Source organism: Candidatus Babeliales bacterium, assembly GCA_041660205.1.
GTDB lineage: Bacteria > Babelota > Babeliae > Babelales > Chromulinivoraceae > JACPFN01.
This window is the reverse complement of the sequence record JBAZWT010000010.1, coordinates 10439-30980: the sequence shown is the minus strand read 5'-3', so window position 1 is coordinate 30980 and position 20542 is coordinate 10439. Positions and strand designations below refer to the sequence as shown.

Annotated in this window: 20 protein-coding genes; 11 read left to right on the top strand and 9 right to left on the bottom strand. The window is 35.3% G+C overall.

Going from position 1 to position 20542, the window contains the following annotated elements:
• The first annotated feature begins 272 nt into the window (after positions 1 to 272).
• From WC747_04170 to WC747_04155, 4 genes are all read left to right on the top strand, one after another.
• Positions 273 to 1736, top strand: a complete 1464-nt coding sequence (locus WC747_04170; protein ID MFA5999185.1) for a cysteine desulfurase — start codon at positions 273 to 275, stop codon at positions 1734 to 1736.
• A 91-nt stretch (positions 1737 to 1827) separates the two neighbouring features.
• Positions 1828 to 2598 (top strand): M48 family metalloprotease, encoded by a 771-nt coding sequence (locus WC747_04165; GenBank protein ID MFA5999184.1) that lies wholly within the window; start codon positions 1828 to 1830, stop codon positions 2596 to 2598.
• A 154-nt stretch (positions 2599 to 2752) separates the two neighbouring features.
• Positions 2753 to 2959, top strand: a complete 207-nt coding sequence (locus WC747_04160) for a hypothetical protein (protein MFA5999183.1) — start codon at positions 2753 to 2755, stop codon at positions 2957 to 2959.
• A 202-nt stretch (positions 2960 to 3161) separates the two neighbouring features.
• The gene (locus WC747_04155; protein MFA5999182.1) at positions 3162 to 3359 is read left to right on the top strand and encodes a ChaB family protein; all 198 of its coding nucleotides are present in this window, start codon (positions 3162 to 3164) and stop codon (positions 3357 to 3359) included.
• Between the two features lie 128 nt (positions 3360 to 3487).
• Here WC747_04155 and WC747_04150 read toward each other — a convergent pair whose 3' ends face one another.
• The 5 genes from WC747_04150 to WC747_04130 all read right to left on the bottom strand — a co-directional run bounded on the left by WC747_04150 (position 3488) and on the right by WC747_04130 (position 8908).
• On the bottom strand, positions 3488 to 3760 hold the full coding sequence (locus tag WC747_04150) for a hypothetical protein (GenBank protein ID MFA5999181.1): 273 nt from the start codon (positions 3758 to 3760) through the stop codon (positions 3488 to 3490).
• A gap of 260 nt (positions 3761 to 4020) precedes the next feature.
• A complete protein-coding gene (locus WC747_04145; GenBank protein ID MFA5999180.1) occupies positions 4021 to 5148 on the bottom strand; it encodes a glycosyltransferase family 61 protein in 1128 nt (375 codons plus the stop codon).
• Positions 5149 to 5444: 296 nt separating this feature from the next.
• On the bottom strand, positions 5445 to 6296 hold the full coding sequence (locus tag WC747_04140) for a hypothetical protein (protein MFA5999179.1): 852 nt from the start codon (positions 6294 to 6296) through the stop codon (positions 5445 to 5447).
• 19 nt (positions 6297 to 6315) lie between these two features.
• On the bottom strand, positions 6316 to 7632 hold the full coding sequence (locus tag WC747_04135; protein MFA5999178.1) for a glycosyltransferase family 61 protein: 1317 nt from the start codon (positions 7630 to 7632) through the stop codon (positions 6316 to 6318).
• A gap of 25 nt (positions 7633 to 7657) precedes the next feature.
• A complete protein-coding gene (locus tag WC747_04130; protein ID MFA5999177.1) occupies positions 7658 to 8908 on the bottom strand; it encodes a glycosyltransferase family 61 protein in 1251 nt (416 codons plus the stop codon).
• Between the two features lie 261 nt (positions 8909 to 9169).
• Between WC747_04130 and WC747_04125 the strand changes: the two genes are divergently transcribed.
• From WC747_04125 to WC747_04115, 3 genes are all read left to right on the top strand, one after another.
• Entirely contained in the window at positions 9170 to 10345 is a 1176-nt protein-coding gene (locus WC747_04125) for a glycosyltransferase family 61 protein (GenBank protein ID MFA5999176.1), read from the top strand.
• A 90-nt stretch (positions 10346 to 10435) separates the two neighbouring features.
• Complete coding sequence (locus WC747_04120; protein ID MFA5999175.1) at positions 10436 to 11224, top strand: TylF/MycF family methyltransferase; 789 nt, start codon at positions 10436 to 10438, stop codon at positions 11222 to 11224.
• Positions 11225 to 11259: 35 nt separating this feature from the next.
• Positions 11260 to 12048 carry a TylF/MycF family methyltransferase gene (locus WC747_04115; protein MFA5999174.1) on the top strand — a complete coding sequence of 263 codons (789 nt, stop codon included), beginning with the start codon at positions 11260 to 11262 and terminating at the stop codon, positions 12046 to 12048.
• A 78-nt stretch (positions 12049 to 12126) separates the two neighbouring features.
• Here the strand turns inward: WC747_04115 and WC747_04110 are convergent, their stop codons facing one another.
• From WC747_04110 to WC747_04100, 3 genes are all read right to left on the bottom strand, one after another.
• A complete protein-coding gene (locus tag WC747_04110) occupies positions 12127 to 13365 on the bottom strand; it encodes a glycosyltransferase family 61 protein (protein ID MFA5999173.1) in 1239 nt (412 codons plus the stop codon).
• Between the two features lie 78 nt (positions 13366 to 13443).
• Positions 13444 to 14961: an FkbM family methyltransferase gene (locus WC747_04105; protein ID MFA5999172.1), complete on the bottom strand. Its 1518-nt coding sequence runs from the start codon at positions 14959 to 14961 to the stop codon at positions 13444 to 13446.
• An 87-nt stretch (positions 14962 to 15048) separates the two neighbouring features.
• Entirely contained in the window at positions 15049 to 15894 is an 846-nt protein-coding gene (locus WC747_04100) for a class I SAM-dependent methyltransferase (protein MFA5999171.1), read from the bottom strand.
• 161 nt (positions 15895 to 16055) lie between these two features.
• On the opposite strand from WC747_04100, the gene WC747_04095 reads away from it, so the two are divergent.
• A complete protein-coding gene (locus WC747_04095; protein ID MFA5999170.1) occupies positions 16056 to 16511 on the top strand; it encodes a thioredoxin domain-containing protein in 456 nt (151 codons plus the stop codon).
• A gap of 93 nt (positions 16512 to 16604) precedes the next feature.
• Here WC747_04095 and WC747_04090 read toward each other — a convergent pair whose 3' ends face one another.
• Positions 16605 to 17207 (bottom strand): hypothetical protein, encoded by a 603-nt coding sequence (locus WC747_04090; GenBank protein ID MFA5999169.1) that lies wholly within the window; start codon positions 17205 to 17207, stop codon positions 16605 to 16607.
• Between the two features lie 1077 nt (positions 17208 to 18284).
• Between WC747_04090 and WC747_04085 the strand changes: the two genes are divergently transcribed.
• The 3 genes from WC747_04085 to WC747_04075 all read left to right on the top strand — a co-directional run bounded on the left by WC747_04085 (position 18285) and on the right by WC747_04075 (position 20077).
• Entirely contained in the window at positions 18285 to 18491 is a 207-nt protein-coding gene (locus WC747_04085; protein ID MFA5999168.1) for a hypothetical protein, read from the top strand.
• 27 nt (positions 18492 to 18518) lie between these two features.
• Positions 18519 to 19196 carry a YciC family protein gene (locus WC747_04080; protein ID MFA5999167.1) on the top strand — a complete coding sequence of 226 codons (678 nt, stop codon included), beginning with the start codon at positions 18519 to 18521 and terminating at the stop codon, positions 19194 to 19196.
• Between the two features lie 71 nt (positions 19197 to 19267).
• Positions 19268 to 20077 (top strand): hypothetical protein, encoded by an 810-nt coding sequence (locus WC747_04075; protein ID MFA5999166.1) that lies wholly within the window; start codon positions 19268 to 19270, stop codon positions 20075 to 20077.
• Positions 20078 to 20542 lie beyond the last annotated feature (465 nt).

Here is a 20542-nt window from a genome sequence, read left to right as displayed (position 1 = left end):
TTTTTTTTTAATGTTTAGTTTTTACGCCGTTCGTGGTGAGTGTTCGACAAAGTCGAATGTATCGAACCATAAAAACTAGCCCTTAATTTATCCCTCGATACTTTTTGCTTTGCAAAACACTCGGGATGAACGACTGGGAGGGAGTTTAAATATCGAATTCGGGTTTTATGTGTAAAAAATGAAAGTATATTTATTTTCTTTAAATGGTTGACTTTGCCTACTTCAAAATTATTAATGTAAGATACATTTGTTTAAAAAGTAAAAGAGGTCGTATGAAAAAATCATTATTTTTAATAATTGCTTTAGGTTTCACAGCTCAAGCCAATTCAATAGAAGTCGGTAAGCACGACAGTAGTAAAAATTGTTGCTGGATACCAGGTCGTAAAAGTAACGCAAAATTTTCTGATGTAGAGCAAAAAAAAATATTTGATCAGCGTGCTTTCAAAAGTGGTGCTGGTGCTGATTACGAATTTTCTTTTGCGCAAGAGCATCAAGAATTTATTGGCTTTCAGGGTCAGATGAATTTTGAAGAACTTAGAAATTGCTTTCCCATTTTTAAAAATGGTGTTCGTGATTATCCATTAGCGTATTTGGATTCAGGGGCCACAGCACAAATGCCTCAGTCAGTGTTAGATGAAATTGTGGCTTACTATGCAACGTACAAATCAAACGTTGGCCGTGGAATGTATGAATTTGCAGAACATGCTACTTCAAAATTTGAAGAGTCTCGTGTTAAAGTTGCACGTTTTATCGGCGCGAAAAAAGAAGAAATCGCGTTTACCTCTGGTGCTACAGCAAGTATTAACTTAGCGGCACATATTTGGGGACAATGTCATATTGGTGAGGGTGATGAAATTATCGTTTCAGAAGTTGAGCATAACGCAAACTTTATTCCTTGGTATCAGCTTGCTCTAGAAAAAGGAGCAGTACTCAAAAGAGTTCCGCTCAACGATAGAGGTGTGGTTGAAGTAGAAACGTTACAAAAATATATAACAAATAAAACTAAACTGGTCGCAATCACTCATCAATCAAATATTTTGGGTACGATCAATGATATAGCTGCTCTTGCTCAAGCTGCGCATGCTGTTGGCGCAAAAGTACTTGTTGACGGTGCTCAATCTATTGTTCACCGCAAAATAGATGTTAAAGCATTAGATTGTGATTTCTTTGTTTTTTCAGGACACAAATTATTTGGTCCAACAGGCGTTGGGGTTTTGTATGTTAAAGAGGGATTATTTAGTGAGTGCCAATTATGTAATTTTGGTGGCGGAATAGTCTATTCTGTTACACCTGAACATATTGAATTTAAGGGTATGCCACATTGTCTAGAACCAGGAACTCCGCCTATTGCTCAAGTTATAGGTCTTGGTGCAGCAATTGATTTTATTGAAAAAAATATCAACTTTGAACAAGCGCAAGAACATGAAACATTTTTAGTTCACAGACTCGTAGATGGTCTACAGCAAATACCAGGAATAAAAATTATAAGTCCTATTCCTGCCCATGGTGAGCATAACAGCATGGTTACTTTTACCTACGACAAAATACACCCTTATGATATTGCGCAGTATTTAAGCCAGCACAATGTAGCTGTGCGAGCAGGATTTCACTGTGCGCAACCGTATCATGATAAAGTTGGCGTCAACGCTACTATTCGCGCAAGTTTTACCTTTTACAACACCCAGCAAGAAGTTGATTTCTTGATTGAGTGTTTGAAAAAGCTGCTACTCGTTTAATTGTAAGTAAATCCCCTGGGGGCTTTTGCTAAAAAAAGCCCTTCTGGTATACTGTTTTCATAATAAAACAGATTAATTCTTAGGGGGATTTATGAAAGAATTAAACGTACTTTTTGCCATAACCATTGGACTATTGCATGCAAAAGCCGATGCGATGAAAACCACGTATCCACTTGATCAGGAGGGGGCTAAAAAAGAAACCTTATTTAAAGATGGCGTTTCTTTTGCGCAAATGGAAGAATCTGCTCGAAAAAAATATCCAAATATTCCAAGTATTTTACTGACCGATGCGATGTTGTGCCCATTAACAGGAGCCGATATCGGAACAGATGCGGCTTATGTTGCTGATACTCAAAGTATTTGGGCGAGCAGAACAACAGCTGATAGACTTAATTCTAGAGCCTTTGAATGGGTAATGCTTCATGAAACTGGGCATGCTCAAATGCCTTACGCGGTTCATTCTATTATGGGAGTTGCTGCTGCTGTATACTTATCAACTGGTTACTATTGGGGTGCGCACAAAGCAATGCCCTATAAAAATAGAATAACAAAATATGGTTCAAAATATCTTGCGGCTTGGGCTGCTGGTACTATTGTAAATCATACTTTAATGAAAGTAGAAGAACGACGTGCAGATAATTGGGCAAATAAAACTGCTGATGCTCAAGCTTTACAGGGCGGTATAGAATATTTTGAAACTTTTAAAATTAAGCAGCAAGAAGAGTGGGCAAAAATTAAACTATCTTCTGTTGTACCATTTAGCGTAGCAAAATATTTTATAGATCCAATTCATCCTTCTATAGATAGTCGTGTAGTTAAATGTAAAACGGCATTAAAAAATCGCTTTGGCATTAATGCATAAAATATAAAAATATTAAACATAAAAAAGTCCCTGTTTTGGCTTCGCTGAGATGGGGATTTTTTTTTGTTCATGTAAATCTCTTGTTTGCGCTGAAGTTTTTTTGTTAGAACTGAGATTAGTAAAATTTCTAAACGGATTAATAAAGGGAAAAAATATGTTTCATAGAAAAGAATTAGCTAAATTTCTTTCAGGATTTTTGGCTCATGATGTTATAAGCCATATCTTTTTAGCTGGAAGTGGGCTGCTTCCTTTAAGAATGTTTGGAATTATTGTAACGCCTGAATATAACGCAGCTGTTATCATTGTTTGGTCAGTTGTAACGGTAGCGTTGGTGTATTACGCATGGTTCAAAAAGAAATAAAAAATTGATTTGAACAATTTCGTAAAATAAAACCCAAGTATATTAATTATGCTTGGGTTTTATTTTTTTCAGTGAGCAAAGGTGTGAAAACAAAATCAGCAAAAGGACGATTCTTTTTTAAGAGAGATCAGTTTTTGACAAATCAAACGATCCATTTGATGATACAAAATCAAACAGTTTAAAGTAAAAAAAGGAGTATTGTATGCCGTATAAAACTAATGATGATCTTCCAAAAAGTATTTCTGATCATTTACCAGAGCATGCTCAAACGATTTTTCGCAAAGTTTTTAATAATGCTTACGAGCAATATGAAAGTGAACAGCAAGCCTTTAAGGTAGCATGGGCCGCTGTAAAAAAAGAATACGAAAAAAATGAGCAAGGTCAGTGGGTTGCCAAATGACGCCTAATGTTTGTATATATCAAGTTTATCAAATCTAATGTCGAATTTAGGTTAATTACTTTCCCCTAATTACAATTAAAAATGATATAGATGCTTGATTATAAGCGCATAGTCTGGGTTAAATTAAGTTAAGAGACAGTTTGATCAGTCTTGTTGTCGTTGCAACGATCAGCACAACAGCACCAGCACGGATATGTTATGAATAGGCAGCACCATAAAGATGCTATACTGTCGCAACAACAATCCTTACAGTATGATGTATCGTTATCAATGGGCTTAACTTGTGCGGCTTGTTGGCTAACGATATTTACATTAGAAACTGGCTCTAGAGAAGTTTGCTGACTTGGATAAGTTGAAGCAACCATTAGACAGCATGCAAAAGCAATAAATAATTTTTTCATAGTAACCCCTAAGCTAAAAATGATAGATGTGCCTGATCATAAACTTTCAGGGTGGGCAAAGTCAAGAAAGGTTACAAAGAAGTACCTTTGAATTAATAAAAAAGGGATTGTGGCTTTGTGAGGAAAGTCAGTTGTCTACAATCTGTCGACAACTGACTTTCTGGATTCCCGCCTGCGCGGGAATGACAGTGTAAGTAGCAACTTGTTTTGGGTTGATATTAATCAATCCTACCAAGCAAAAAACAAGATTAAACGCTTTTTTACAGAGTCTTTATAAAATCTTGTATGACATCAAGCGGTACGACCGTGTCATATTGGCCATCTTGTGCATCTATAAATTCCGTAGTTTTGACACATCGGTAAGAAAGGCCAAGTGTTTGGCAAATATAATAAATCGTGGTATCTCTGCGGGCTTGGAAAATATCGATTACTTGTACCGTGTCATTACAAAAAATAACGTTGGCCATACCAGAGCCAAGAGCCCCAACAACGATATCAGCGTTATTAAATAATTTTATTTGCTGCACAAGAGATAAATCGCTCAAAACATATTTTTCAAAACCTACGGCTTTAAACAGTTCAAACACTTCATCTTCATTGAGCATTTTTCGAGAGCCAGCATCTTTTCTTGAGATGAAAACTTTTTTACAACTTTGAAAGTTAGTTTCTTGCGCATTTGCGCCAGTTAAAAGTTTATTTCGTATGTGGCGTATGATGTATTCAGGCGTGTAATGAGATAATCTTGGACAGCCATTTGTGTAAACTTTTGAAACTAAAGATGGCACAATTAATTCATCGGCTTCTATAATAACGTTGTCAGATGCTTCAATAATTTTGCCCTGTGCAATTCCCCATAAATGCATAGCTTCTTTCATGTAGGATTTATGCATAGGTGCGTACACGAAATCATACTGTATGTCATGCAGCTCAAGCAGAGCTAGTCTACCCAGCACTTCAACAAGCCAATGGTAATAGTATGGGTAACCCGATTGCGCAATGACAGCAACGCGGCCAGCTTTTACGCTAGGTAAATTTTGTTTAGCAATTTCCCAGAAATATTTGGGCAAGAAAACATTTTGCCACATTAGATCATAAATGAGTTTGTCATCAACAAAAACCCATCCATCAAAACCAAACAGTTTTGCGTTGGTGATATTTAAAATGAAAGTTTTTTGAAAAGCTCCTTGATATGGATGTAAATAATGGTTATCGGTAACGGGTAATGGTTCGTAGTTGAACGTGATTGCATCCTGACATGGTTGGTAGGTGATATTGCTACTTGTTGCCATGAGATCTGAAAGCGATATCAGATCGCAATGCCAGGAATGGATTACAAGAGAATGAAGAAGAGTTAAGACGAGTAATTTATTTGAATTATTTTTTAACATTTGGTTCCTTTTAATTTTGTTGGACTAATTAATTACCCCTCGATACATCCGTCATTTGTATAACAAATGATGGACACTCGGGGCGAACGCCGAACAAAAATTTATTATAATGAGGCGCTTGTATTGATTTGGTCTACGTGTCCTTTTTCCTTATCATCGTTCATCTAGGTCCTGCCTATGTATGCTTTCTCCCACCTGTCGCTGCTCCCGACCGTGTCCGCCATAGCTGCAAGCGACGGCTGGAGTGTTTTGCAAAGCAAAAAGTATCGAGGGAAATAAATAGCTTTCAGCTCCCTTTATTTAAACCATGAATATATATCATGTAACCACGGTTCAGAGTTGAAAGTTTCAATATCTTCTGAAAAAGATATGTAACCATACGTTTCACGATTATCAATGTATTGCGTCATGTTGTTTTTTCGTGCTGTGTCACTAAAAATAACGTATTCATAACGTCCAGAATTATCACGATACCAAACATACGGCAAGCATTCGCGGCGAACTAAATAAGTACAATGCACAACTGGAACTTGAATTAAACCAATAATCTGACGATTGAAAATCATTTCGTAAAATGGCGTTTGTGCTAAGTAGCCGTTTGCATCAATAGCTGCATGATAATTTGAATAATAACAATGACCTGTTACCAAAAAGGGTGCAACGATTGGTAGTCGTACGTTCATTAATTTTTCAATGGTATGAGGTTTAATGAAATTGTCACAATCGACAACAAAATAATGTGAATTATGATTATAGGCCCATTGAACAGACAGTTCTCTGATTTTTCCTAAAACTTCAAATCGCTCACCATTCCATTCATGCTGTTTGTATTGTTGTACTTTTTGCACAACGTCAGTTGCATCAAAAAAAACTTCTGCATACAAATGAGCTACTTTATCAAGCCACTCCGACAGAATTTCAACAGTGTTATCATTATTATTATTGGTTCGAATATATATTTTTGTTCGGTCTTTAGGCCATGTTTGTTGTTCAATGCACTTAAGAAGCAAAGGTAATGTATGCGCTTTATCTTTAGCTAAAATCGCAATAGTGACAAAATCCTTTAATTCGTTGTCTGAGCGTAGATCTGCTGATGTTGCAATACAAATGAAAGCAAAAAAGAGATGTAATTTTTTTAACAGATTCATAGTACGTAATTCCTTTTTTTTATAAGTTTGGGTTTTCGTTTAAAAAGTCTTGAATTAAGTTCAGGGGCATCTCACTTGGTTTAGCCCAAGGGCCACCGCGCTCAAGATCTTGCAGCGTAGAATTATTAATGTAGCTGTACTGCAAATCAAACATGTCAGCAACGTAAAAAAACGTTGCATCAACGAGTGATTGAATAATTTCTACGTAATGAGTTCCTGGTTTACAAAACATAACGTTAGTGCTTCCTGATCCAACAAAAGACACAATCGTTGTAGCATTATGAAATAACGCAATTTGCTGAGCTAAAGATAACGATGTTAACTCATATCTTTTAAAACCAAGTGGCTCAAACAAAGCAAAAATTTCATCTTCATTCGGGATTGCTCTTTTGCCGCCTGCATCTTTTCGTGATATAAATATTTTTTGACCATAATGCTGCGCATTATTTAAAACAGTATTGCCAACACCGGCCAGTAATTTTTGACTAACATGTCTTAAAATAAAATCTAAATTATAGTTAGCGCCATACACGAGCTTGTCAGTCTGTGTGACAGATGTTGCCATTATAATTGTGCTAGCTTGTAAACATAATTTTGGGCAAAGCGGTATGATTTTAGATTGATCAATTCCCCATAGTTGCAGCGCTTCTTGCATAAATTTGTTGCCGTAAGGCACGCACAAATAATCATACTCAATGTTATTTAGTTCAAGTAGCGCCAATTGTCCCAGCACATCAAATATGAAGTGTCCATAGCAATACGGATACAGATGAGAAATAACTGCTACGCGCCCTGATACTCTCATGTTTGTTGAGACATGAGGTATCTCGAACTCTTGACCGCTAAAATAATTTAAGCCTTTTATTTCTGTTTCTTTTATAAAGCAATTATTTACAAACACATAGCCACCGCCATCCAAGTATGCTTTACCATTAGGTATTTCTAAAACAGAGGTCTCTAGAAAATATCCCTCTGATGGGAAATATTTTTGTGCCACATCTTGGTAAAGCGGAAATGGGTTGATCTTAAAAGGAACTTTGTCGGTGCACGCTACGAGATTTGTTTGCGGATATTGCGCAACAAATTCTGATATTGAAACTTGTTTAATGGTCGTTGCTTGGATGTTTGAAAGCGACAAGAGGGATAATACGGCTGATATTGCGACTAAGGGAACACTGCCCCCACCTCGTTTTCCTTCCGACTTCGCCAAGGCTTCGACGGACACGTCGACGGACACGCGGGCTTGCTTGTGCGCCGTAGCTTTAGCGTAGGAGTAATCCGGGGATCCAGTTCTTGTGCAGGTATTAGTGAGCTTTGCAATAATATTTTTCATCATTATTTAAAATCTTTCTTTAAATTTTTTATCTCGGCATAGCTGAAAGCGAAGCCGGATCCTCTTTTTTCTCGAACCTCAGCACCGTGCCCGCCATAGCCAACGGCGACGGCTGGGTAGCTAAAAGCGAAGCCGGGTCCTTTTTTAAATCTTCGATTACCTTTTTAATAATGTACAAAGGCATATAGGTATTAGATTTCCAAGCAGTTACATACTCGGTAAAAAAAGTAGTTGTTTTTATAGGAGTGTAATGCAGCCCAAGCGTTTGGGATAGATACCAAAACGTAGCATCGTTAAGACCTTGGAAAAGTTCTACAACGCGTGTATTTTCTTGGCAATAAATAGAATTTGCAAGTCCAGTTCCTTGAGGTGATACGATAATGTCTGCGTTGTTAAACAAAAGAATTTGCTCAGCTACTGACATTTTTTCGAGCTGAAAACTATGAAAGCCTTCTGCTTGAAACAGTGCAAAAACTCGATCTTCGTTTAAGATGGTGCGCTGAGTAGCATCTTTTCTAGAAATAAAGACTTTTTTATGAAGGTCTAGTGTTGGTTCAATTTTTTGTGCAGCAGCTAAAAGTTTTTCTTTAACGTACTTCAAAAGGTGCGGTTGTGCGTAGCATGAAAATAAAACACAGCCAAAACTTACGTTGGAAACAAGTGATGGGATAATGAGCTCATCAGCTTGAATACAAAATGCTCCATGAGTAGGATTGATAATTTTTTCAGTTGGTATGCCCCATAAAGCTAAAGTTTCTTTCATGAAGTGTGCACTTTGCGGAACGTAAAGATAATCATACTCCACGCCAGCAAGCTCGAGCAGGGCTAAACGACATAAGACTTCGGTAGTCCAATGCCAATAATTAAAATATGCCAGCTGCGCGATGACTGCTACGCGTCCTGATACGCGTATGACTTGGTCATCAGGTATTTGCTGCACAAGGTTTAAATGTTGTTCAATATCTTTCCACATCATTTCTTTGATGAAGTGATCATTGGTAACCACAAAACCATATTCTCCCTGAACTCTTCCATTTGGAATAGTTAAAATAAATGTTTCTTTAAAAGAACCTTGGTTAGGGTGAGATGCTGGATTGATTGATAAAGGAAATGGTTCATGGTTAAAAGGTAGTTCATCGAAACATTTTTGATATTGAATCGTTGGATCGAGTTGCAGCAATTCTTGTAGCGGCACAACGTCAAACCATAGGTTTGCTTGCACTGCAAGAGGCGTGAGAATTAAAATAGTTAGAAAATTGATTTTGCTAGAAAGAGACATTTTTTTACTTCCTTTTTTTATTACCTCGGCTCAGCTGAAAGCGTAGACGGGTAGGGTGTATTGAGTTATCAATTTTGATGGCAAGATCATACCATAAAAATAGAATTTTTAATCTGAATTTAAAAATTGTTGATATATGCCATTGTGTCCTTTGACAGGGTGTTATCGATTTGATATTTTGGTGCCGTCATATTGCATAAAAAAAAGGCCCGGCTTCGCGCAGGCTACGTCGAGGCAAATAAAATTAAAGGAGATAAGTCTGTGTACAATCGTTTCACTAAAACAGTGTGTTTAAGTTTTTTAATCGTTGTTCCTGTTTACGCTACACGCATTAAACAGTTATCAGTCTTACAATTTGTAAAACAATTCCCAGAGGCAACGTGCCAGCAATGCACTCATAGATATCCTTTTAATATGACGCCGTACCCAGTGTTCCCACAAGTAGATCAAAACTTTTTTCCATCAAAGGGTTACTTTACCGACATGTTTATTTTGAGCATTGCAAACGGTACCGCGTACCGACATGGAAGTGGTGACGTTTTTGTAAATAATTGTTTTATAAAAGAAACACAAATCAAAAATATGAACTATTTTAGTGGTCCAGAGTTTGATATCCAAGATATTTCAAATATCATAAAAGTACCCGGTCGCGTAGCTGTTATTTCACATATTTTTCCTGAATGTTATGGTCACTGGATATTTGATGTACTTGGGCAACTAGCTCTGCTTGAAATAAATAATGTGCAGTACGATTATTTGTGTGTACCGTATCACAGCAAATTTATGAAAGAAACTTTGGATCTGTGGGGCATCGATCATAACAAAATTATTCCACTCACTCAAAATTTATGCATTCAAGCTGATACAATTATCATGGCAACATCTGTCACTCAAACAGAGGTGATGATTGGAAAAAATGCTAATTACAATGCTGATTTTTTGTTAAAACATGTTAGCCAAAAGTTACTTTCTGGTGTTGATTTGAAAGCTGCAGAAAGCACACAACAATTTTCTGAGCCGTCATTATCAAAAATATTTATCTCTCGAAAAGACGCAATTGCAGGTCGAAGATTTGTTTCCAACGAAGATGAAATTTTTGCTTTGTTTCAGCCGCTTGGTTTTAAAAGGTATGAGCTAACGGCATTATCGCTGCCTGAGCAAATTGCATTATTTCACAATGCTACAACGATTGTGTCTTTTGTAGGATCAGGAAGTACCAATATTATATTTTGTAAACCTGGAACCCACTACATAGAAATTGTACAGAAAATGGTTGATGCAACTTTTTTTTATGTCTCAGATATTTTCAAATTAAATTATAGCTACATTAACAATTCTACTATTCCCGATCTTTTATACGGTCATCAACACAGCCAAGAAGAAACCTTTCCGATTGAGAAAATAAAGAATTTCTTGAGTGAGAATCCTGAGTTTTAATGTACAAATACTTTGACTAAATCGAGCATTCGAGCTATATCTTGAAAGTGCATTTTGCATAAAAATATTAACGTTCATTAAGGAGAGTTCATGTTATTTCTAGTCGCCATTTTTTCATTATTAAGTTTTACGGTTCATGCAGACAACAATAAAGACAATTATTTAGATCTGATGAAAAAATGTCTTATGAATTCTATATACCAAGACAGTGGTCATAATGGTAATACATATCAGTCGGAAGTTCGTGAAAATGGCCGTGATTGGCCAAGTACTGCGCATACTATGATAGGGCTACACCGATTAAACAATTTACAAGATTGTGTTGAAGATGTTTTGAAAAATAATATTGAAGGAGATTTAATAGAAACAGGCGTATGGCGTGGCGGTGCTAGCATATTCATGCGTGCAATTTTAAAGGCATATGACAATACGGAAAAAAAAGTTTTTGTTGCGGATTCTTTTGAAGGTCTGCCAGTTGCTAATGTAGCGCTGTATCCTATTGATGCAAGTATAGGGTTTTTGGCTGATTGTAAAATATTGGCTGTTTCTTTACCTCAAGTTCAATCTAATTTTGCACGTTATGGATTATTGGATAATCAAGTTGTTTTCTTAAAGGGATGGTTTTGTGACACGCTTCCTACAGCACCTATCGAAAGATTAGCGATTATGAGACTTGATGGTGATTATTACGAATCAACAATGGACGCGCTTATTAGTTTATATCCAAAGCTTTCTGTTGGTGGTTATGTAATTATCGATGATTACTGGATACCATGTTGCGCTCAAGCTGTTCATGATTTTAGAAGAACATTTAATATTACTGATGAGATCATTAAAACAAAGGACCTGCAGGGTGCTTTTTGGAAGCGAACAAAATAATAGTTTTTGTTTTTTGTAAACATAGAGGAGAGTTCATGTTATTTCTAGTCGCCATTTTTTCATTACTAAGCTCTACTGCTCATGCAGACCACAATAGGCATAATTATTTAGATCTCATGAAAAAATGCTTAATGAATTCTATATATCAAGATCCTAATTCCTCTGGTATTCCGTATCATGCCGGAATGCGCGAAAATGGTCTTGATTGGCCAAGTGTGGCGCATACTATGATAGGCTTGCACAGATTAGATAATTTACAATTCTGTGTTGAAGATGTGTTACAAAATAATATTCCTGGAGATTTAATAGAAACTGGGGTATGGCGTGGCGGTGCTAGCATATTCATGCGTGCAATCTTAAAAGCGTATGACAATACAGAAAAAAGAGTTTTTGTTGCAGATTCTTTTGAAGGATTACCAGTACCTAATGTAGAGTTGTATCCCGTTGATGCAGTTATAGCATGTTTGGCTGATTGTAAAGAATTAGCTGTTTCTTTACCTCAAGTTCAAATTAATTTTAGTCGTTATGGTTTACTTGATGAACAAGTTGTTTTTTTAAAGGGATGGTTTTGTGACACGCTTCCTACTGCTCCTGTTGAAAAATTAGCTGTGATGAGACTTGATGGTGATTATTATGGATCAACCATGGAAGCTCTTGTTAATTTATATCCAAAATTATCAATCGGTGGTTATGTAATTATTGATGATTATCAAATCTGGTGCTGTGCTCAAGCGGTACATGATTTTAGAGATAAAATGGGCATTACCGATGAACTTATTCCAACAGCAGATAAGCAAGGCGCTTATTGGAAGCGTACAAAATAATAGATTTTTTGATCTGTAAAAGTTAAAAAAAGCATTAAGAAAGTCCCCGCTTAAAAACGGGGACTTTCTTTTAAAGAATTAATTACTTTTATTTAAATTCTTGATCACTTCTTGAATGATATCAAGAGGAATTATGGTACTTGCACCACCGCCTCTATCATGTAAAGGAAACTCTTTAGTTTTAACGCATGTATAATCTGCCCCTACTAATTGTCCTGTATAATAAAAGGTTGAATCAGCTCGCTCTTGGAATATTTCTATAACCTTTGTATGCGGCTTACAAAACATTATGTTGATGAGTCCGCATCCATTTGCTCCCACCACAATGTCAGCATTATGAAATAATTCTACTTGCTCTAAAAATGACATACTGCTCAGTACGTATCTTTCAAATCCTTCAGCTTCAAATAATTCAAACACTTCATCTTCATTAATCATCCGACGTCCTAAAAAGGGCGAACCATCTTTTCGAGAAATAAAAACTTTTTTGCTGAATTTGTGTTCGTTTGGTTTATGGCTAACCATTGGTAGAAATTTATTTCTATAGAATTCTAAAAGCCAAGTTGGCCAATAAACGCCACAAAGGATGGTGAGATCATGAAAGGTTTCTCCAGGAGTTGGAGCTAGTTTCCATGAAGATGATGGAACAATTAATTCATCAGCTTCGATATAATTAAATTCACCGCATGGTTGTATAATTTTTAAAGGATCAATGCCCCATACTGTTAAAATTTCTTTAATATATGGTTTATTGTCATAAGGTTTTTCATAAGGAATATAAAGATAATCATAATCTATGCCCATTAATTCAAGTATTGCAAGTCGGCCCAATAGATCTACTAAATAATGAGCATAATTTTCAGAACCGCGACGTGCAATGACCGCTACTCTTCCCGAAACTTTTCTTGGGTTAGAGAAATTTCCTGCATCAGACCAATGATTTATTATATTGAAGGCATACATAAGCCATTGGCATTGTTCGTTAAATTCCCGCAGCATATATTTTTCATCAATTATAATATATCCAGCATAAGTAGAAACGCGCCCATTGGGAATAGTTAAAACAAAGGTTTCAGCAAAAGTTCCTTTGTAGGGTTGATTTTCAGGGAATATGGATAATGGAAATTTTTCGTAATGGAATGTTTCAGCATCTTTGAATTTAGCGTAACCGATAGAATTGCCATACTTTCTTAAAAGAGTTTCAACAGAAATCATAGCAAGATTGTCTCGCAAGATAGGAACATCGTGCGCAGCAAAAATAAATGAAATGTTAAAAAATGTGCACAGTAGAATGAATGATTTTTTAAGTAATAACATATATTTTCCATGTTTAAACTATGGTTATGATAATTTTTGATGTTTGCTAATTAAGATTTCTAGAATGCCGTAATTTTTCTAATACGACCGAAACCATGAGGTAGATACATTGTTTTTTAAATATGTTTCATATTCGTTAGGCGTTATAGAATCTTTGAAATCTTTGAACCAAGGAAGATGTAAACAGGTATAATCTCCGGCAATTCGAATATGAGCACCGCTCATAAATTTTTTATTCACTAAACAAAAAGTAGTATCAATTGGAGCCTCATATAGTTCTAAGGAAGAGTTATTTGGATAATGTAATGGTTTTTCCCAAAAGGCACTTTCCCACTCCTTAATATCATGACCTTTATAAAACACATCCGTTCTTATTTGATCCGAGTCAATAAATAAAGCAAATCCAACTTTATGAGCTTTGAAGTAGTTCGATATTTCTAATAAAGTTTCAATAAAATTATGAGGTAAATTATTATTAAATTTTAAGTCAGGATCAGTCATTAAATAAACATCACCAACTAAATTTTGAATAAAATTCTTAGAAACTACAGTATGACCATGATTAATTTTTTGTCTGAGCAAAGTATATTTGAAATCATTAGCATAGTAATTCAATAATGGCTCAAAGCTACTATTATTATCTATAATGATAATATCGGAAGTATACTTTTCCAATTGAGCGACCATGTTTTTAATATAAGTATACTGGTTGTAACCGATAATAACGACTGGCATGTTCTTTTTTATTAAAGTCCCTGCATTATCTAAAGGCTCAAAAAGAATAGAGGTGAAGGGATTTTGTTTAATATAGGTAACTATGTCAGAACTTGGACAATTAGTTTTAAAGAATTTAAATAAGTATTCAAATTCATGAATGTTTTTATTTTTCCACCAATCTAAATGGAATGAAATGTACGCTTTTACGTTGTTGTGATAAGCAAAATACAATATATCTTCAAGAATATTTTCTTCACCACCTTCAATGTCACACTTAATAAAAGATATTTTTTTATTTTTTATGGCATCATTTTCATAAACAAAATCATGTATTAACTGTTTAAAAGTTATTCCTTGAATGCGGTAATCATTGGGATTGTTTGATTCATTTTTGATATATGAAATAGATTCATTGAGAACAGGACCGCGTGGTCCAAAAATAAACTGTTCACTTGTTTCTGCAACTGGTCGTGGGCAAGTAGTAACATTGAAACATTCGGATGCTTTTAAATTGTTTTGCAAACATTGTAAAGATACTGGATCTGCATCAACCGCTACAACATGGCTAAAATTTTTGCAGCACCATATCGCAGTAGTTCCAATCCAGGCACCTAGATCAATTGCTATACCATTAGGATCTTTTACCTGATCGAAAACTTCAAAAGTTTCTTTTTCCCAATTAGCAAATACATTTTTAGTAAAATGATCCGTGGTCGCATCAAAAGGAACAAAGGCATGCTTCACATTTTGTTTATGAACAATGATATAATTGTCATCTGCGTGTATTGCAAAAGAGTAACTCATAAAGAGAGTAACTAATAAATGGGGCATTATACTTAGATTTTTAAGCACTATTCTAACAAATTCTTTTAGGTTCATTTTTATTTCCTTATAGTTTTTTGAGTTAGGTATATAAAAAGTCCCTACTTTTTATAGGGACTTTTTTTAATCTGTTATGATAATTATTTAAAACATCCAGGCTTCATCTGACACTTCAAGGAATGAAGAGACTTTATATTGACCTTCATCTCTTAAAAACCAAAAATTACATGCTCCATAAATGGTTAAATTATGTTTTTGAGCAAATTGAACAATACCTGCTCGCACTGTTTTGAGCATCCAATCATCTCCGCACATAACTCCATGTGAATTCAACAGTGGATAGTAAAGTTCTAAATCTCTAAATACTGCTTCTGTTGCATGATCTCCATCAAGATAAATCATATCAAAGCTTAATCGAAATAATTTGAAAATTTCAATTACATCTTGCGATGCCTTTTTAACCGGAATAATTTTATCAGTAAGTCCTGCGCGTACCACATTGCTTAAAAAAGGTACATATCTTTGATTATGATAATCAGCTTCGTTTGTAAAATCCCAAGTGTCTATTGCATACAATCTACCATTTTCAGGCAAAAGTGATGCAATATGACGGGTAGATAGTCCATAATCAGAACCTATTTCTATAACATTAACGATGTTATTTGATGCAAGTAATTTTGCAACATATTGCCAGTTAACATAGTAACCAACAGGGTTGTATGGTTCTACGTTAGATAATGTATTATATGGATATGGTAATTTTGATAAATCAATATTTGCAGGATCAATCAAAGATATATTTTCGCGATAATGCTTATAATATGGAAAATATTTTATATAATCTTCTCTGAAAAAGCGTGGATCATTCCTCATCGATGCGAATGATTCATATGGATCATTTCCATTATATAAAGGATTAAATCCTTTTAGTTCAAACATAACAGCACAAAGAATTACTAATTTTAATATTTGTCGACTATTTTTTTGCATATATCTCCGATTTTTTATGCATTGATTGGTGGCCGAATTACAACTTTTTGTCGGGAAGCAATCTAACATAAAATAATATTTTTATTAACTGAATAATGATGAAATTACGAGCTGTTTGGTGTAGGTTGTTTTTTATTTACTTTAAAATAAGGAATTTTTTTATGTTTTCAAAAAAACAATCTTTTATAACATTGACACTTTTATCCGTGGTGTCGTTTGATTTATATACTTTCTGTGATTCATCTGGCTTCTGGGGCTATGCAAATTCTGCTGACACAGCATCAGTTGAAATTACTCAAGATATGTTTGAAAAAGAAGTTTTACAGAGCGACATTCCAGTGATTCTTGATGTGTACGCGGTATGGTGTGGTCCTTGTCAAATGTTAAAGCCTATCTTTGCACAAGTGGCACAGGAATTTAAAGATTCATGCAAATTAGTAAGTATCGATTATGATAAAAATCTTAAATTAACCTCTACGCTTGAAATTCGATGTTTTCCAACAATGCTTGTTTACCACAAAGGAAAAATAGTTCAAAGGCTTGAAGGCTTTCCAGGAAATAAAGAAGAGCTTGCTAAATTTGTTCAAGCAGTCGTTGACAGCGCTGCGCAAAATTAAATCTTACAAAATATGGTAAAAAAATGAACAAAAAAACAGGAGGCCAAAAGCCTCCTGTAGAGTGTATATTCAAATATTAAGCTTAACGCTTAACTAGGCAATAATTTCATTTGAAGTATGTGAATTAGGATGTAAATAGTTTATTTCTGTATCAAAAGCTCTTTTAGGATATGTAGGTTGAGTTTTTGTTAAACCTTCATTATATTTAGCTAATCGAGTTTTATAACGAGCTATTTCATTAACAGCGTTTTTATATTCTGGATATTTAGGATTTAAAATACTACCTTTACCACCTAACTTAGTTGGTTGTTTTTTTTGTATACCATGACCATCTCTACCAAATCTAGCAGGTTGTTTTTTCTGAACGCCGCCACCATTTCTACCAAGTTGGTTAGGTGCTAGCTGAGAATCTGTAGGAATTTCTAGTCCTGGCTCAAGATTAACTGAACTAGATCCTTCTTGAAACATATCGTCATCACTTAGATAAACAGGCTGAGAAAGTCCAAGACTATCAAAATTAGAAACTCCAGCGCCATAAATGTCAGAAGCACGAGGTAAAGGTTTATGATAAATTCCACCGCCGTTACGTCCTAGCTGATTTCTATAAATATCAGAAGCTGGAGGTACAACAGGCAAAGCTACAGATGACATCAATGACACTAAGGCAATAAGAGATAATTTTTTATTAGTACTCATTATTTTGGTCCCCTTTTTTAGGATTATATATACTTTTCACTCTTACAAGGTAGCAGAAAAAAGCCTTTGAAATAAAGGGTTTTGGGGCTATTTTTTCATTTTAACTTGCTGATGAGTTTATCCGAGTGGTTAGTGATTAAAAAAAGATCAGGTTTTTAGGGGTGAAAGGGAGCTGTTTTGGCTTTGTTAAACCAAATTCGATATTAGATTTGACTCATAAAAAAGCTTTATCTCTTCTCTCGTTTTCCTCTGGTTTAACCAGAGGACCCAGGATACTTAAAAATTATTCTTTTTATGTTTTGATTTATTCGGACAAAAACATCTTTAAAAACCTGGATCCTCTGATTCCAGGCTTCGCACAAGGCCTTACAATTAGCCTTAAGTTTTATGATTAAAATCGGTGTTCTTAAATAAGTGGTTATATTTCTTTAAAAAAAATCCCTCCACCGTCGTTCGTCCCGAGTGATTTCGAAGAAATAGTATCGAGGGATAAAATATTTTTAATCAACCCGAATTCGACATTTAAATCCTCTCCCAGTCGTTCGTCCCGAGTGAAATTGCAAAGCAATTTTGTATCGAGGGATAAATCAAAGATTAGTTTTTATGGTTCGATACATTCGACTACGCCGAACACTCACCACGAACGACGTAAAAACTAAATTTTAAAATAAATCTAATGTCGAATTCGGGTTTAATCAATATCCCTCGATACATTTTGCTAAAGCAAAACACTCGGGACGAACGACGGGGATGAATTAATGATAGTTGTATGATTGACAAAAGTGGTGTGTTTTTCAACGTAAAATTACAAAGTTTTTTAGATACGAACTTAAGGCTAATTGGAAGGCACAAGGCTTCGCCGGACGCGGCAAGTCAGCCGTGCCCGCCATAGCCAAAGGCGACGGCTGGGAGGAAAACGAGGGTGGGGTGCTTATTAATTTAGATGAGCATGAAACATTATTAAATAAGCGCTTTGATCAATGCATTTTTAATGTCGAATTCGTCCTTGTTTTAAAGTTTCTGTATAATAGTTACATACTTTTTAACTGCCCAAGTACTTTAACTCTTAGGAATCATATGTTAAGTCAAAAAATGTCTGCTTATTTCTATATTCTATTTGGTCTCTTTTTAATCATTTTCTTTGGTGGCGAGCTACTACTTAAATTACTTGGCATTTTGATTGGAATGATATTTATGGCTCAAGGCCTTGCAAAACTTGGCGCAATGAGAGTAGCATCAAAAATGAATTCTAGATTTTTCTCTGATGATGACTTTCGTCAGTAGTTTTTTATTTTTATAAGGAGTCTTGGTATGAATTTTTCTTTAGTTAAAGCTGCAAGTAAGTTTGCTTACAGCCAGTTGTATCAAAACACAAAGTCATGGTTTATGCTTTGTTTGAAAACATTTTTGATAGTATTTGCTATGACTTTAGGGTTGACAGTCGTTGCAGGCTCAGCCGTTATTTTATTTGGTCTTTTAGTCATTACTCCAAATATGTTACCAGTAAGTTCAGTCTGGTTTGCTCAAATAGTTTTTGCGATTGTTTTAGCGGCTTTAATCCTTCTGGCGCTTGTTAAAATCATAAATTTTGCATTTATTCCATTTGCTAACGCACTCGATGTGGCTCAAGGCAAACCAATGCGAAAATTTGAAAATAAAATGACATCATCCGCTTTGTTGTTAGTTACCATGTTAATGCTCGTGGCAATTGTTTTCGGACTGTTTTTGTTGATCATCCCTGGAATTATTTTTTTAGTTCGTTTTTCCTTAGCGCCATGTATTGTTATTGATGAAAGATGTGGCGCAATTCAAGCAATGTCTAAAAGCTGGAATCTTACAAAGAATAATTTTGCAGTACTGTTTCCTGTTGTTGCATGGACGGGGATACTGCAAAGCACTCCAATCATTAATATTTTTAATTACTTTTTTCCATTTACTTATTTAGCAATGTCATTTGCTTACGTATCGCTTAAAGAAAAACAAGGATAATTGACATTGAAGCCCTTTTCATTTTAATGTGGATGAAGATAGAAAATGTCCATTTCCAAAAAAGGAGTTTTATGATCAATAAGAAATTTTCTTTAGAGTCTGCCTATAGCGCCGGCTCAAAGATCGTCATCAATTATTCTTTCTTTTTCTTTGTTTCCATAACTATCAGCATAGTTGCGTGCGCAGCTTATTTGGCAGCGCTTGGAATAATTGATTTCTTTGCGTTGCGCCATCACATAGCGGCTTTAATGAACATGTTTGCGCATGTGACGTCGCAAGCAACAGGATCTTTACATTATGCAGGAACAAGCATTCAAGAAACTATCATGGCTTATTTGCCGGCTGATATTGCAAGCCAAGTAGTTGGTCGTAATGCGGTATCGTTTGATATTTCTGGTAACGAATGGAAACAAATTTTTTCTTGGTTAGTGCCTACAGCAATCGTGCTAAAAATGTTTCTTGATATGATCGGAATTGGTTGGACGAAAATGGCTCTTGATATTGACTCAAAAAAACAAGTTTCTTATCGTTATATTTTTGAATTTTATTATCTAGTTCCACGAGTATTTATCGTGAACTTAATTGTTGGCATTGCAACAATGATTGGCGCTATGTTCTTTTTGGTGCCTGGTATTTTTATATTCCAACGCTTACGTTTTGCTCGGTATTTTATTATCGATAAAAATTTAAGCATTGTTAAAGCTCTGCAAGCAAGCTGGGTGCTAACAGAAGGGTCAGTAGTTCATTTGTTTGGATTTACGGTTATAGCAATCATCATTGAAAGCATTAGCCACCTTTTAATTTTAGCGAACCTCTTTATTATTCCGCTTCACTATCAAGTTGAAGCAAATGTATATCGCCAAATGATTGCATCAAAATAAGATTTTTATTTTGTGAGTTTATAAGGGGTAGCCAAGCGCTACCTCTTTTTTTATGGTTGGGTGCCACTAGCTACTCATTTTTTTAATTTAATCTTCTGTTTGTCACTCTGGCCGTGACAGGCCCCAAAGTATGGTTTCGTACATACTTTGGAATCATACGACCCAAAGAGGTTTCTTTGGGCAATCTCACGGAAATAAAAATGCATTCGCCTATTCTGCTTCGTTAGCACTGCGCAGGGCTCCATTGCAAAGTATTTCCTGATGGGGAAGCTTGATTCTTTATATTATTTTTTCTTGAGTTTGAGTCGGAGTTAATACTCGTGCTTGCCTCTTCTCATTTTTATTTCACAAGGTTCATAAAAATGAGCGGCTCACACTCCCTAACTCCTGGGTATGACTAAAATTTAATTAATTTTTATCGCTTGAGATAGATGTTCATACTTCTTTAGCAAAAACACCCATCTC

Coding starts and splice junctions, on each gene's coding strand:
- WC747_04170 (MFA5999185.1), top strand. CDS start 273: ATGAAAAAATCATTATTTTTAATAATTGCTTTAGGTTTCACAGCTCAA.
- WC747_04165 (MFA5999184.1), top strand. CDS start 1,828: ATGAAAGAATTAAACGTACTTTTTGCCATAACCATTGGACTATTGCAT.
- WC747_04160 (MFA5999183.1), top strand. CDS start 2,753: ATGTTTCATAGAAAAGAATTAGCTAAATTTCTTTCAGGATTTTTGGCT.
- WC747_04155 (MFA5999182.1), top strand. CDS start 3,162: ATGCCGTATAAAACTAATGATGATCTTCCAAAAAGTATTTCTGATCAT.
- WC747_04150 (MFA5999181.1), bottom strand. CDS start 3,760: ATGAAAAAATTATTTATTGCTTTTGCATGCTGTCTAATGGTTGCTTCA.
- WC747_04145 (MFA5999180.1), bottom strand. CDS start 5,148: ATGTTAAAAAATAATTCAAATAAATTACTCGTCTTAACTCTTCTTCAT.
- WC747_04140 (MFA5999179.1), bottom strand. CDS start 6,296: ATGAATCTGTTAAAAAAATTACATCTCTTTTTTGCTTTCATTTGTATT.
- WC747_04135 (MFA5999178.1), bottom strand. CDS start 7,632: ATGATGAAAAATATTATTGCAAAGCTCACTAATACCTGCACAAGAACT.
- WC747_04130 (MFA5999177.1), bottom strand. CDS start 8,908: ATGTCTCTTTCTAGCAAAATCAATTTTCTAACTATTTTAATTCTCACG.
- WC747_04120 (MFA5999175.1), top strand. CDS start 10,436: ATGTTATTTCTAGTCGCCATTTTTTCATTATTAAGTTTTACGGTTCAT.
- WC747_04115 (MFA5999174.1), top strand. CDS start 11,260: ATGTTATTTCTAGTCGCCATTTTTTCATTACTAAGCTCTACTGCTCAT.
- WC747_04110 (MFA5999173.1), bottom strand. CDS start 13,365: ATGTTATTACTTAAAAAATCATTCATTCTACTGTGCACATTTTTTAAC.
- WC747_04105 (MFA5999172.1), bottom strand. CDS start 14,961: ATGAACCTAAAAGAATTTGTTAGAATAGTGCTTAAAAATCTAAGTATA.
- WC747_04100 (MFA5999171.1), bottom strand. CDS start 15,894: ATGCAAAAAAATAGTCGACAAATATTAAAATTAGTAATTCTTTGTGCT.
- WC747_04095 (MFA5999170.1), top strand. CDS start 16,056: ATGTTTTCAAAAAAACAATCTTTTATAACATTGACACTTTTATCCGTG.
- WC747_04090 (MFA5999169.1), bottom strand. CDS start 17,207: ATGAGTACTAATAAAAAATTATCTCTTATTGCCTTAGTGTCATTGATG.
- WC747_04085 (MFA5999168.1), top strand. CDS start 18,285: ATGTTAAGTCAAAAAATGTCTGCTTATTTCTATATTCTATTTGGTCTC.
- WC747_04080 (MFA5999167.1), top strand. CDS start 18,519: ATGAATTTTTCTTTAGTTAAAGCTGCAAGTAAGTTTGCTTACAGCCAG.
- WC747_04075 (MFA5999166.1), top strand. CDS start 19,268: ATGATCAATAAGAAATTTTCTTTAGAGTCTGCCTATAGCGCCGGCTCA.